This is a genomic window from Microbispora sp. KK1-11 (assembly GCF_006874435.1).
GTDB classification, from domain to species: domain Bacteria; phylum Actinomycetota; class Actinomycetes; order Streptosporangiales; family Streptosporangiaceae; genus Microbispora; species Microbispora catharanthi.
The window spans coordinates 427,681-440,423 of sequence record NZ_VIRJ01000001.1 but is presented as its reverse complement, the minus strand read 5'-3'; the positions used below and the strand labels follow the sequence as shown (position 1 = coordinate 440,423).

Sequence of the window (12,743 nt, the reverse complement as noted above, 5' to 3'; positions counted from 1 at the left end):
GCGCCGTGGATAGGGTTTGCGCATGGGTGGTCATGAGGCGATCGACGAACTGCTGGCGGATGCCGGCGTGGACGGCCTGCGCCTGCGCGGAGCGCTGGCGCTCCTGTCAGGCGGCCGCTGGTGGACCCTGGCGGACCTGGTCCGGGAGACCGCCACGTCGCGGCGGACGATCGAGTCGCTGCTGCGGGTGCTCCCCCTTGAGCACCGCGGCGACCATGTCCGTATTCCCATTGATCAGGTCAACCGCTACAACGCCGGGATTGATACGGATATTTCCGGTCTTGGGAATCCGGTCGCCGGAATGGTCGCGGCGCACGCCGAGACGCTCGAACGCCTGGAGACGCTGATCGCGGGGGCCCCCCGGGGACGGCACGCGCTCGACCACGTCTCCGCGACCGCCGAGACCGTGCTGCGCCGCGCCCTGCTGCTGGGGCGGCGGTTCTGGCTGCCCGGCGCCCGCCTGCTGTGCGTCGGCGACCACGACCTGACCTCGCTGGCCGTGCGGATGGTCCACCCCGAGGTCGAGGTCGCCGTGGCCGACATCGACGACCGCATCCTCGAGTACATCGACGCCCAGGACCTGGGGGTCCGCACCCGCTGGGCCGACCTGCGCCTCGGCCTGCCGCCGTCGCTGCGCGGCTGGGCCGACCTCGCGATCACCGACCCGCCGTACACGCCCGAGGGGATCGGGCTGTTCGCCGCCCGCGCCGCCGAGGGCCTGCGCGACCGCGACCAGGGACGGATCCTCGTGGCGTACGGCGCCTCGGAGCGCACCCCGATGCTCGCACTGAAGGTGCAAAAAGCCCTCTTCGACCTCAACCTGCTGCACGAGGCGATATTTCCGCACTTCAACCGGTATCACGGGGCGGAGGCGATCGGCAGCGCGGCAGACCTGTACGTGCTGCGGCCCACCACGAAGACGTGGCCGGCGATCGCCGCCCGGCTCGACCGCCTCGCCACGGCCATCTACACCCAGGGCCCCCAGGCCGTCGAGTCCGCCCCGGCGGCGGCGCCGGACGAGGCGGCCGTGACCGCGTTCGGACCGCACCTGCTCGCCGGGGACTGGCCGCGCGGCCTGCTGCCGCAGGTGCCGCGCACCCGGCTCGCCACCCTGCTGGCCAAGCCGTACGCCGCCGATCCCGAGAGGGTGGCGATCGCCGTGCCGGCCGGGCTGGAGGCCGCGCTGCCCCGCCTGCTGCTCGCGACGCGCGCCCGGCACGTGCGCGTGCTCACCGCGGGCCCTGTGGCGGACACGGTCGCCGACCTGCCCGCGCTCGCCGCCCTGCTCGCCCCCGTCTATCGCCTGGCCGCCGAAGGCCACGTCCTCGACGCCGTACGGCTCCCGCCCCCGGACAGCGGCCCGGAGCGGGTGGTGCGCAGGATCATGGACAGCGCCCACGGGAAGGTCGCCAACGCCTGGCGCGAGGCGCTCACCGAACCTGGGCCGGCGGGGACGGCCGGGCTCACCAAGCGGCAGGCCAGGGCCGCCGTCGAGGAGGCCGCACCCTGGGCCCTCGACGCCACCCCGCTGGAACTCCCCCTCCACCGCCTCGCCGGGATGAGGGCCCGGACGAGGTCGCAGATCGGCGCTTCCACCACGACCTGACGAGGCCGGGCCGGGCGGATCACGCTGAGTCCGCCGGCCGATCTATCGCGCTCGTCTATCTGGCGGCGGGGACGGACGGCTGCGCGGACGTGCTCGCGCCGGGCGCGGACACGGCAGGAGAGGCGCCGGGTTCGGAGGGGGGCTCCTCGGAGGGCTGGGCGGTGTCGGCCGGGCCCGGCGGTTGCGCGGGGTCCGACGGCACCCCGGCCACCTTGACCACACGCCGGAAGACCGCCTTCTCGGCCTCCCGCACGGCCAGGCCGAGCATGATGAAGTCGTCCTTCTCCCCCGGTTCCACGCCGTCGGCCCTGCCGATCCAGGCGACCCCGAGGTAGTGCCCCAGGACGTAGGCGTTTCCCTCGCTGTAGGCGCCGAACTTCGCCCGCGGCGACTCCAGCGGCTGCACCCAGGCGCCCCGGTAAAGCGACGCCAGCGACTTCGCCAGCGACTCGGCCGCCGCGACGTCCGCGAGGTTGAACAGGGTGTACTGCGCGACGTAGACCCCGTCGGCGGTGGCGTACAGGCCGCGGACCGCCTGGCCGCATCCGGCCTCGGCCAGGGCCTCGGCGAGGTCGGCCCCCCACACGGCGCCCGCGCACGCCTGGTCCAGGCGACCGGCCAGCCTGCGCAGCGTGACCTTCCCGGCCGTGAGCGTCCGCGCGCCGAACACCTCCTGGACGGTCAGCGGCGCAGTGTCGGCCTTCCTGTCGGCGATCGGGGCCAGTTCCTTCAGGGACGGCCAGGACTGGAAGGTGGCGGGCAGGCCCTCCCCTGACACCTCGCCCGACGCCTGCACCGGCTGCGACTGCCCGCCGCCGATCGCGTTGACCACCAGCGTCAGCACCAGGGCGATCGCCAGCACTCCCACAGCGGTGACCGACCACACGAACACACGCTGCTGCCGGTCGTCCAGCCCCAGCTCGGCGAGGGCGGCCCCGGTCCGCCCCTCGGCGGGCGCGGACGACCGGCGCTTGCGCTTGGTCATAGACCGCCGGTTCCAATCAGCGAGCCCAGGCCCCAGGTCAGCGCCGCCGCGACGGCCCCCACCACGAGCTGGCGCAGGCCGCTGAACCACCAGCTGCGGGCCGTCACCCGGGAGACCACGGCGCCGGCGGCGAACAGCGCCACCATCGACACCACGGCGGAGATCCACAGCCCCCGCACGCCCAGCAGGTAGGGCAGGAGCGGGACCAGCGCACCGATGCTGAACGACAGGAACGACGACACGGCGGCCAGCACAGGCGAGGGCAGGTCGTCGGGGTCCACGCCCAGCTCGGCCCGCGTGTGGACCGCCAGGGCCTCCTCCGGGTTGCGGGAGATCTGCCGGGCGACCTCCCTGGCGGTCTCCGGGTCCACGCCCCGCTGCTCGTACATCCGGGCGAGCTCGGCCTCCTCGGCCTCGGGGTGCCGCTCCAGCTCCCGGCGCTCGACGTCGATCTCCGCCTGGGCGAGCTCGCGCTGGCTGGCGACCGACACGTACTCGCCGCCCGCCATGGAGAACGCTCCGGCGGCCAGGCCGGCGATGCCGGCGAGAGCGATGATCCTGGTCTCCGCGGTGCCGCCGGCGACGCCCGCGATCAGCGCGAAGTTGGAGACCAGCCCGTCCATCGCGCCGAAGACCGCGGGGCGTAACCAGCCGCCGGTGACGTCCCGGTGCTCATGGTGGATCTCGGCCCGCGCCCCCGTCGTGGCCTTCGTCATCGCTGGCCGGCCTCCGGTTCCGCCGCCACGCCGTCGCTCGCGGCGCCCGCTCTCGCGGTCGCCGCCGGTGTGCCGGAGCCCGCGTCGCCGTCCGGTGGAGGCAGATCTCCGGCGCCGCCTCGCGTCTCCCGGTCCTCCCGCTCGTCGTCGCGCAGGAGTTCCGGCTCGTCGGCCTGGTCCCGCCCGTGGGCGGGGTCGGCGTGGTCCGCGCCGGTGTCGCCGGCCTGCACGCCCAGCGGCTCCTCGCCGGTGCGGTTGCGGGCCAGCCACAGGTACGCCAGCGCGCACAGGAAGATGACGACCGAGGTCCACTGGTTCAGCCGCAGGCCGAGAATGTGGTGGGCGGGGTCCACCCGCAGCCCCTCGATCCAGAACCGGCCGAGCGTGTAGCCCGCGACGTACATCGCGAACACCCGGCCGTGCCGCAGACCGAACCGGCGGGCGGCCAGGATCAGCACGCCGGCGAGCGCGAGGTCCCACAGCGACTCGTACAGGAACGTCGGGTGGTAGGTGCTCGCGCCGGGGACGGTGCCCGGGCGGCCCGGCTCGATCTCCAGGCCCCACGGGAGGTCGGTGGGGCCGCCGAACAGTTCCTGGTTGAAGTAGTTGCCCCACCGGCCGATGGCCTGGGCCACGGCGACGCCGGGGGCGAGGGTGTCGGCGATGGCGGTGAAGGAGATGCCGCGACGGCGGCAGGCGATCCAGACGCCGAGCGCGCCGAGGGCGATCGCGCCCCAGATGCCGAGGCCGCCCTCCCAGATGAACAGAGCGTCGATCGGCCGCTTGGGCGCTTCCGAGCCGAAGTAGATCTGCCAGTCGGTGATGACGTGATAAAGGCGTCCGCCGACGAGGCCGAACGGCACGGCCCAGACCGCGAGATCGGTGATCGTCCCGGGGGCGCCGCCGCGGGCGCGCCAACGGCGTTCGCCGATCCAGACGGCGACGATGACGCCGAGCACGATGCACAGCGCATACGCGCGGATCGGGATCGGTCCGAGATTCCAGACCCCCTGTGACGGGCTGGGAATCGAGGCGAGGAGGGGCATGTAACGTGACGTTACCGCAAGAGAGGGCGGGTCCGGAGCGAGGCGCGGGCATCCGCCCCGCGACCTGCGCCGACCACCCGCCGCACCCCGCTCAGAGCCCGGAGGCAGGCCTGTCGCGGAGGGCGGCCAGGCGTGCGGCGAGCTCCTGCAGGCCCGGGTATTCGCCGAGATCCACCAGCCCCAGCCAGCCGAGTGCGGCGACCCCCTCGGGGTCGAGTGCGCCGAGGACGCCGCCCGCGAGCGCCGCGACCGTGTCGGTGTCCCCGCCGAGCGACACTGCGTACGGGAGCGCCGCGGCCAGGCCGGGGGCCTCGCGGATCACGTGGACCACCGCGGCGGCCGTCTCCACGGCGTCCAGGGAGACGCCCTCGGGCGGGGGCGACCACCGGCCGCGGGCGGCGTCCGCCACGGCGGCCATCGGCCCGTAGTGCTCGCCCGCCCAGCGGGCCTCGGCCTCGGCCGCGGCCAGAAGGTCGGCCGTGCCCGCACCCTCGACCGCGGACGACGCCATTGCCGCGATCACGCAGGCCGCCGCCACGGCCGCGGGCGCGCGGTGCGTCGCGGCCGACAGCACCTCGCACAGGCTCCGGCGGCGTTCCGGCAGGTGGGGCGGCACGGCCCAGCCGGCGGGGGCGATGCGCATGGCCGCGCCGTTGGTGGGCAGGTCGCCGGCCGAAGGCGGCGGGAGCTCCCCCGTGGCGCGGAAGTGCGCGAGGGCCCGCATCGTCGTCGGCCCGAGACCGCGCACCCCGGGCGCCGCGCCGGCCAGACGGGTCAGGAAGTCCATGGAGGCGGGCCGCCCGCCCGTGTCGGCCAGGCAGCGGGCGACCAGCACCATCTGCGCGGTGTCGTCGGAGGTCGCACCGCGCGGCCACCCCCGGTCCGGGGCCGGCAGCCGGACGACCTCGGCCGGGTCGATGCGCTCCGGCGGGCGGCCCTCCCAGGGCACGCCGAGCGCGTCGCCCGCCGCGAAGGCGATCATCGCCCCGTGGATCCTCCTCGCGGCGCCCGCGGGTCCGATGAAGGGAGACCGGTCGTCGTACGGCATGCGGGCATGCTAACCACGGCCGCGGAGGCGAAACCCGGCACGCGGCCGTCCCGACGGCGGGTCAGGTGGGTCAGGCGGGCTCGCGCGGACGCTCATCGGCCCGGCGGCACCGGCATCGGCCGCCGCTCGGTCACGAGCGGTTGTCCGGCTCTACCCCCGTCACGGGAGAGTCGCGCGGCCCTTGCCCGATTCTTGGCCGGCGAAGGGCGGGCGCGGGACGGCCCGCGTGGGGCCGTCCCCGCGGGAGGTCACTTGCCCGCGCTCTCCACCGCGTCGCGCAGCGAGCTCGGCACGAAGGCGACGTTGGTGTCGAGCTCCTTGCCGTCGAGCTTGACGGTCGGCGTGCCGGTCAGCTTCTGCGCGCTCATGGTCTGCGCGGAGAACTCCTGGTGCGCGGCGACGTTGCGCTGCTGCCGCACGCAGTTGTCGAAGTCCTCGGCGGTGACGCCGGCCTGCTTGCCCCACTTGATCAGCTCGTCGACGGTGAAGCCGGTCACGGTCTCGCTCGGCTGGTTCTTGTAGAGCACGTCGTGGAACGCCAGCCACTGCCGGCCGTCGGTGATGCAGCGGGCGGCGGAGGCCGCGCGCAGCGAGTTACCCTTGGTCGGCTCCTGGGTGAAGATCGTGATCGGGTGGTACACGACCTTGGCCTTGCCCTCGGCGGCCAGGTTCTTCAGCGTCGAGCCGCTGGTCTCCTCGAACTGCTTGCACGCGGGGCACTGGAAGTCCTCGAACACGTCGACCACGGGCTTGGTCACGCCGGACTTGGCCATCACGACCGTCCCGTCCTTCTCCACGGTGACGGGAGCGGCGTTCCCCGAGGTCTCCTCCGCGCTTCCCTGCCGCACCGACCACACCGTGAAGGCGACGGCGATCACGACGATCACGGCGATGGTGACGATCATCGTGATGCGCTTGCGCTGCTCCTGCTTGCGCAAGGTCTCCCGCTGGGCCGCGATCCGGGCCCTGGCCGCCTCACTCGTCCGCTTGCTCACGAAGCTTCCCCCCTGGCTTTCCTCACGGCGACGTCCCGCGATCGTCCGCGGTCACGCACCGTCGTCCTCCCCGCCGTCCGAGTCGTCCTCGTCCGCCGTTTCCCGCTCCCCCGTGAAGCCCAGCGCGGAGTCCAGCGACAGGCGGCCCGCCGGCCTGACCACGATCCACGCCGCGCAGACCAGCAGCCCGATGTCGCGCATCAACTCCCAGAAGTAATTGGGGTCCTGTCCCGCGGCGAGCGTGCCGTCGCCGCCGAAGCAGCCGCAGTCGATGCGCAGCCCCCTGGCCCAGGCCGACGCGATGCCGATGACGAACGCCACCATCAGCACCCCGCCGACGGCCGCCACCGCGCGCGTGAACAGCCCGACGAGCAGCAGCAGGCCCGTGATGATCTCCAGGACGGGCAGGCCGTACCCGACCACCTGCGCGACGGAGTCCGGCAGGAGCTGGTAGGCCCGCACCGCCTGCACCGACAACGCGGGCGCTCCGATCTTGAGCGCCCCGGCGACGATCAGTACGCCGGCGAGCACGACCCGTGCGGCGGTCGTGACCCAGGAGAGCACGGGTTTCGCGGGCTGTAACCGTTCGGACACCGAGGCGCCGGATGCCAACTGAACCATGAGTCTCCTCGCCCGGTAGGCAACACCGACTGAACAGTACCGGGACTCAACCTCACCATGTGCTGGATAAGAGCATGGTAAGCCGCCTCATCTTGGCTGCTCACGGCGCATGTACGGGAAGGAAACCCCAGGGCGCCTCAGCGCCGGACACCCCGGGCGAGTTCGGATGCGAGTTCACGTACCGCCGCGAGACCGGACTTCTCGTCCGGCGCGTCGAGCAGGCGCCGGATGAAGGCGGACCCGACGATGACACCGTCGGCGTACGCCGCGACCTCGGCGGCCTGGGCGCCGTTCCCGACGCCGAGCCCGACGCAGACGGGCAGCGGCGTGTTCGCCTTGGTCCGCTTGACCAGACCCTCCGCCGCCGAGCCGACGGTCTCCCTGGCGCCGGTCACGCCCATCAGCGAGGCCGCGTACACGAAGCCCGTGCAGCAGGCGGCGACCCGGGCGATCCGCTCGTCCGGCGAGCTGGGCGCGACGAGGAAGACCGTGTCGATGCCGGCCTCCTTGCTCGCGGCGAGCCAGGGCTCGGACTCCTCGGGCGTCAGGTCCGGCGTGATGGTCCCGACGCCGCCCGCGGAGGCGAGGTCGCGCGCGAAGCGCTCGGCGCCGTAGCGGTCGATCGGGTTCCAGTACGTCATGACCAGCGTCGCGGCCCCCGACTTCGCCACGCCCTCGACGGTGCGCAGCACGTCGGCGATACGGGTGCCGTTGGTCAGCGACCGGTGCACCGCGTCCTGGATGGTCGGGCCGTCCATGAGCGGATCGGAGTACGGCAGGCCGATCTCGATCACGTCGCAGCCCGCCTCGACCATCGCGGTCGCCGCGGCGACCGCGCCGTCCTTGGTCGGGAAGCCGGCCGGCAGGTAGCCGACCAGCGCGGCCCTGTCCTCGGCGCGGGCCTTGTCGAACACCGCGTGGAGTGTCGTCATCGGGATGCCCTATCGATGCTGATCAGAGGTTGAAGTACTTCATAGCGGTGCCCATGTCCTTGTCACCGCGGCCCGACAGGTTCACCAGGATGACGGCGTCCGGGCCGAGTTCGCGGCCCAGCCGCAGCGCGCCCGCGAGCGCGTGCGAGGACTCGATGGCCGGGATGATGCCCTCGGTGCGGGCGAGCAGGGCGAAGGCCTCCATGGCCTCCTCGTCCGTCACGCCCTCGTAGGTGGCCCGGCCGGTGTCCTTCAGCCACGCGTGCTCCGGGCCCACGCCCGGATAGTCGAGGCCGGCCGAGATCGAGTGCGACTCGATCGTCTGGCCCTCCTCGTCCTGCAGGACGTAGGTGCGCGCGCCGTGCAGCACGCCGACGCTGCCCTCGGTCAGGGTCAGCGCGTGCTCGCCGGTGTCCACGCCCCGGCCGCCGGCCTCGTAGCCGTACAGCCGGACGTCCTCGTCCTCGATGAAGGCGTGGAAGACGCCGATGGCGTTCGACCCGCCGCCGACGGCGGCGCAGACCGCGTCCGGCAGCTTGCCGGTGAGCTCGAGCACCTGACGGCGGGCCTCGACGCCGATGATCCGGGCGAAGTCCCGCACGATCTCCGGGAACGGGTGCGGACCGGCGACGGTGCCGAACAGGTAGTGGGTGTGGTCGACGTTGGTGACCCAGTCGCGGAACGCCTCGTTGATGGCGTCCTTGAGGGTCTGGCTGCCGTTGGTGACCGGCACGACCGTCGCGCCGAGGAGCTTCATCCTGGCGACGTTGAGCGCCTGGCGCTCGCAGTCGACCGCGCCCATGTAGATGACGCACTCCAGGCCCATGAGCGCCGCGGCGGTGGCGGTGGCGACGCCGTGCTGGCCCGCCCCGGTCTCCGCGATGACGCGCCGCTTGCCCAGCCGCTTGGTCAGCAGCGCCTGACCGAGCACGTTGTTGATCTTGTGTGCGCCCGTGTGGGTCAGGTCCTCGCGCTTGAGCAGGATCCGCGCGCCGCCCGCGTGCTCGGCGAAGCGCGGCACCTCGGTCAGCGTCGTGGGACGGCCGGCGTACGTGCGGAGCAGGTGGTCGAACTCGCGCAGGAAGCCCAGGTCGGTCTTGGCCTTCTCGTACTCCGCGGCGACCTCGTCGAGGGCCGGGATGAGCGCCTCCGGCACGTACCTGCCGCCGAATTTGCCGAACTTGCCGTGGATGTCCGGGTCGTTTCCGTGGACCCCGTTGCCGGCCAGGTCCGCGGAGGTGAGGATGGTCCCCTCCGTCGCGGTCACGTGGCCTCCTTCCGCTGCGCTGTCGTTCACGAGTGCCTCTCGGAGCCGGTGTCCTGCCGGGAGGCCGGGTGGGCGCCCGCGGTCACGAGGTCGTTGACCGCCGTCTTGGGGTCCCTGCCGGTGACCAGGCTCTCGCCCACCAGCACGGCGTCCGCCCCCGCCCGCGCGTACGCGAGCAGGTCGTGGGGACCGCGCACCCCGGACTCGGCCACCTTGATGACGCCGTCCGGCACCTTGGGCGCGAGCGTGGCGAACACCTCGCGGTCCACCTCGAGCGTCTTCAGGTTGCGGGCGTTCACCCCGATGATCTTCGCGCCGGCGTCGACCGCGCGGACCAGCTCCTCCTCGGTGTGCACCTCGACGAGCGGGGCGAGCCCGATCGACTCGGCCCGCTCGATCAGCGAGACGAGCGCCTGCTGGTCGAGGGCCGCCACGATGAGCAGGGCGAGGTCCGCACCGTGCGCCCTGGCCTCCCACAGCTGGTAGGAGGTGACGATGAAGTCCTTGCGCAGGACGGGGATGTCCACGGCGGCGCGCACGGCCGCGAGGTCGGCGAGCGTCCCGCCGAACCTGCGCCGCTCCGTCAGCACGCTGATGACGTGGGCGCCGCCCTCCTCGTAGTCCGCCGCGAGGGCGGCGGGGTCGGCGATGGCGGCGAGCGCGCCCTTCGAGGGGCTCGACCGCTTCACCTCCGCGATGACCGACACCCGGTCGCCGCCGAGCGCGGCGTAGGCGTCCCGGGGCTCGGGGGCACGGGCGGCGAGCCGCTTGAGCTCCTCGATCGGCACGTTGCGCTGCCGCTCCTCGAGGTCCTCCCGCACGCCCAGGATGATGTCCTCAAGAACACTCACGCGTCCTCCTCGCCTTCGGCTCGGAGCTCGCGCGATTTGCCTGTCCGCTCGCTCACGCGTAAGGGTCCCTCCGGTCGGCTGCTCTGCGTGTCCTGCCCTGCGATGGTATCGGCCCGTCTCGCGTCGGTCCGCCACCGGGTCGATTCACGGTGCGAGGAATTGCCCCAAAGGCGTATTACGCACCACTCCGAAGACGGCCGCGACGGCGAGGAGTCCCCACAGGTATGCGGGGCGCGCCATGTCCGGGCGCGCGGGCCGTCCCTGCCATGATCGTAACGCCCAGCGGGCCCACAACGTGATTACGACAGGAACGCAGAAGACAAAGAGCAGGTTCATCCGCGCCGCCCCTGCGAGGTCGGCGTGGGCGAGGTCGTGCACGGCGCGCAGCGCGCCGCACCCGGGGCAGTACAGGCCGGTCAGGTAATAGAGGGGGCAGACGGGGTAGTGACCCGGCTCGTGCGGGTCGACCACCGCCAGGTACGTCACCGCCGCGGTCAGAACGGCCGCGGCGCCGAACGGCGCGCGCAGCGACCGCACCCGGTCCCACGCGCGCCGTCCGGTCTCTTCCATGAAGGTCAGCCTAACGCGGGGCGCGCACGACCACCGTGCCGACGATCTTGTCGGCGAAGGTCTGCCGCTTGGCGTCCCACAGCGGCCACAGGTAGCCGATGTAGCAGGGCAGGCCGTCCACGATGTGGCAGATGTACCGGACGACGGCCATGCCGAAGCCGATGTACTCGCCGGTCTGCTCCTTGACCGTCTGGATGCCGACGACCTTCTTGCCCACCGTCTGGCCGGTCGTGCCCTCCTTGTGCTTCAGCCACAGGCCGAGGCCGAGGCCGACGACGATGGCCACGAGGGAGAGCACCAGGCCGATGCCGAAGCCGGAGCCGACCTGACCGGTCTCCTGGTCCACCGAGCCGGCGCTCAGGGCGCTGCCGATGATGCTCAGGATCCAGGTGGGGACGCCGACGATGAGGCCGTCGATCAGCGTGGCGCCGACGCGCAGGCCCCAGTGCGCGAGCTCGGGAGCCGGGTAGCCGCCGGGCGCGCCGTACTGGCCGCCGTACTGACCGCCGTACTGGTCACCGCCGGGCGGGGCCGGGTACGAGCCCTGCGGCGGCGGGTAGCCGCCGCCCTGCGGGTAGCCACCCTGGGAAGGCGGCGGGTAGCCGCCCTGCGGCGGGGGATATCCGCCCTGCGGGCCGGGCTGGTTCTGGGGGTGACCACCCGGGTTGTAGCCCGGGTCGTTGCCGTACGTCATGTGGTACTCCTGCGTGAGTGGGGGAAAAGGAGTCTCGGATCTTCTTCAGCGCGACGAGACCGGAGACGGCCCCGAGGATCCGCGGAGCACCGCTTGGAGACGGGCCGGGGATGCCGGGGAGGAGCGACGCGGCGACCATGCCGTTCCCACCGGCGCCGGAGGGTGGCCGGCGCCGGTGCGGACCGGCCGGAGCGGATGGCGATGGCCGCCGGAGGCCGGAGGCCGGTCACCCCGGCCGTGCGGGCGGCCGTGGCCGCCCGTGCCGCCCGGCCGGCTCCCGTGGCTCATTCGGTCTCCTGTGCGATGATCAGAGGTCGGCGCGAAGCCTATCGGCAGCGGGGCGGCCGGTCCGGCAAGAATCGGCTTTGTGGACAATTTGTAATCTGAGGTGGGAACGGTCCAACTCGCGTGCGAGGACTCCCTCGCCGGCGGACCGGCTACGCGGTGGGGTCCTCGCCCTCGTCGATCGCGTCCCACATCGCCCTGTCGGCGTCCTTCACCCGGGTGGCTCCGTCCGTGCTCGCGTGCCCGGCCCCCCGCTCGTACCTGCTCGACATGCCGGGCCAGCGCACGCTCAGGACCGCCGCCGCCACGCCCGCCCCGGCCAGGACGAGCCCGCCCGCGGCGGTCAGCACCGGCCAGACCCAGGCGCGCGACTCCAGGGAGATGTGGCCTGCGGACGTCACCGCGGTCGTCATGTGCTGGGCGGCCGCGGAGGCGATCGTCGCGCCGCGCGTGCCGTCCCACGCCCCGGCCGCGACCGCCGCGCCGAGGAGTGCGACCACCACGCTCGTCACCCGCCGCGCGATCCCCCGGGTCGCCAGCACGGCCAGCACGGCGGCCAGCGCGGCCAGCGCCGCGGGGGTGAGCCACGCGACCAGGTCGTTGCCGGTGAGGGAGCCGCCGCCCGCTCCTGCGGGGCCTTCCGCCGTGCCGAGCGTGACCCACACGCGGCCCGCGGACAGCAGCGCGAGGCCGCCTCCCAGGGCGCAGGCGGCCAGCCAGGCGAGCAGCGAGCGCCGCGCCGTACGCGACTGGTCGCGGGCGGGCGCGGGAGCGGTCACGGCGCGCCGCTCACGTCGAGGACGTCGGCGTCGAAGCAGGTGCGGTCGCCGGTGTGGCAGGCCGCCCCCACCTGGTCGACCTTGAGCAGGATCGTGTCGCCGTCGCAGTCGAGCGCCGCGTGCTTGACCCACTGCACGTGGCCGGAGGTGTCGCCCTTCACCCAGTACTCCCCCCGGCTGCGGGACCAGTAGGTCGCCCGGCCGGTGGTGAGCGTGCGGTGCAGCGCCTCGTCGTCCATCCAGGCGAGCATGAGCACCTCGCCGGTGTCGTGCTGCTGGACGATCGCGGGCACCAGGCCGTCCGGTGTGCGCTTCAGCCGGTCGGCGATCTTCGGGTCGAGGGCCATG

At 73.3% G+C, this 12,743-nt stretch carries 14 protein-coding genes; 1 reads left to right on the top strand and 13 read right to left on the bottom strand.

The window, feature by feature from the left end:
* The first annotated feature begins 22 nt into the window (after window positions 1–22).
* Entirely contained in the window at window positions 23–1,606 is a 1,584-nt protein-coding gene (locus FLW16_RS02015; protein ID WP_142556947.1) for a bis-aminopropyl spermidine synthase family protein, read from the top strand.
* A 55-nt stretch (window positions 1,607–1,661) separates the two neighbouring features.
* Here the strand turns inward: FLW16_RS02015 and FLW16_RS02010 are convergent, their stop codons facing one another.
* The 13 genes from FLW16_RS02010 to hisI all read right to left on the bottom strand — a co-directional run bounded on the left by FLW16_RS02010 (window position 1,662) and on the right by hisI (window position 12,742).
* Window positions 1,662–2,591 (bottom strand): hypothetical protein, encoded by a 930-nt coding sequence (locus FLW16_RS02010; RefSeq protein WP_142556945.1) that lies wholly within the window; start codon window positions 2,589–2,591, stop codon window positions 1,662–1,664.
* Window positions 2,588–3,307 carry a VIT1/CCC1 transporter family protein gene (locus FLW16_RS02005; protein WP_142556943.1) on the bottom strand — a complete coding sequence of 240 codons (720 nt, stop codon included), beginning with the start codon at window positions 3,305–3,307 and terminating at the stop codon, window positions 2,588–2,590. Before FLW16_RS02005 ends, FLW16_RS02010 begins: the two co-directional genes overlap by 4 nt.
* A complete protein-coding gene (gene lgt / locus FLW16_RS02000) occupies window positions 3,304–4,353 on the bottom strand; it encodes a prolipoprotein diacylglyceryl transferase (protein WP_142556941.1) in 1,050 nt (349 codons plus the stop codon). Before lgt ends, FLW16_RS02005 begins: the two co-directional genes overlap by 4 nt.
* A gap of 91 nt (window positions 4,354–4,444) precedes the next feature.
* Complete coding sequence (locus FLW16_RS01995; RefSeq protein WP_142556939.1) at window positions 4,445–5,401, bottom strand: ADP-ribosylglycohydrolase family protein; 957 nt, start codon at window positions 5,399–5,401, stop codon at window positions 4,445–4,447.
* A 248-nt stretch (window positions 5,402–5,649) separates the two neighbouring features.
* Window positions 5,650–6,396 carry a DsbA family protein gene (locus FLW16_RS01990; protein ID WP_260614770.1) on the bottom strand — a complete coding sequence of 249 codons (747 nt, stop codon included), beginning with the start codon at window positions 6,394–6,396 and terminating at the stop codon, window positions 5,650–5,652.
* Window positions 6,397–6,447: 51 nt separating this feature from the next.
* On the bottom strand, window positions 6,448–7,017 hold the full coding sequence (locus FLW16_RS01985) for a DoxX family protein (RefSeq protein WP_142556937.1): 570 nt from the start codon (window positions 7,015–7,017) through the stop codon (window positions 6,448–6,450).
* A gap of 137 nt (window positions 7,018–7,154) precedes the next feature.
* Window positions 7,155–7,949 carry a tryptophan synthase subunit alpha gene (trpA, locus tag FLW16_RS01980; RefSeq protein ID WP_142556935.1) on the bottom strand — a complete coding sequence of 265 codons (795 nt, stop codon included), beginning with the start codon at window positions 7,947–7,949 and terminating at the stop codon, window positions 7,155–7,157.
* 22 nt (window positions 7,950–7,971) lie between these two features.
* A complete protein-coding gene (gene trpB, locus FLW16_RS01975; protein ID WP_260614814.1) occupies window positions 7,972–9,177 on the bottom strand; it encodes a tryptophan synthase subunit beta in 1,206 nt (401 codons plus the stop codon).
* A gap of 65 nt (window positions 9,178–9,242) precedes the next feature.
* The gene (gene trpC, locus FLW16_RS01970; protein WP_142556931.1) at window positions 9,243–10,067 is read right to left on the bottom strand and encodes an indole-3-glycerol phosphate synthase TrpC; all 825 of its coding nucleotides are present in this window, start codon (window positions 10,065–10,067) and stop codon (window positions 9,243–9,245) included.
* Between the two features lie 144 nt (window positions 10,068–10,211).
* Window positions 10,212–10,637, bottom strand: coding sequence for a DUF2752 domain-containing protein (locus FLW16_RS01965; RefSeq protein WP_142556929.1), 426 nt, complete (start codon window positions 10,635–10,637; stop codon window positions 10,212–10,214).
* 10 nt (window positions 10,638–10,647) lie between these two features.
* Complete coding sequence (locus FLW16_RS01960; RefSeq protein WP_142556927.1) at window positions 10,648–11,331, bottom strand: RDD family protein; 684 nt, start codon at window positions 11,329–11,331, stop codon at window positions 10,648–10,650.
* A 437-nt stretch (window positions 11,332–11,768) separates the two neighbouring features.
* Complete coding sequence (locus FLW16_RS01955; protein ID WP_185949197.1) at window positions 11,769–12,395, bottom strand: Trp biosynthesis-associated membrane protein; 627 nt, start codon at window positions 12,393–12,395, stop codon at window positions 11,769–11,771.
* The gene (gene hisI, locus FLW16_RS01950; protein ID WP_142556923.1) at window positions 12,392–12,742 is read right to left on the bottom strand and encodes a phosphoribosyl-AMP cyclohydrolase; all 351 of its coding nucleotides are present in this window, start codon (window positions 12,740–12,742) and stop codon (window positions 12,392–12,394) included. The genes FLW16_RS01955 and hisI overlap by 4 nt, the downstream gene beginning before the upstream one ends.
* Window position 12,743 lies beyond the last annotated feature (1 nt).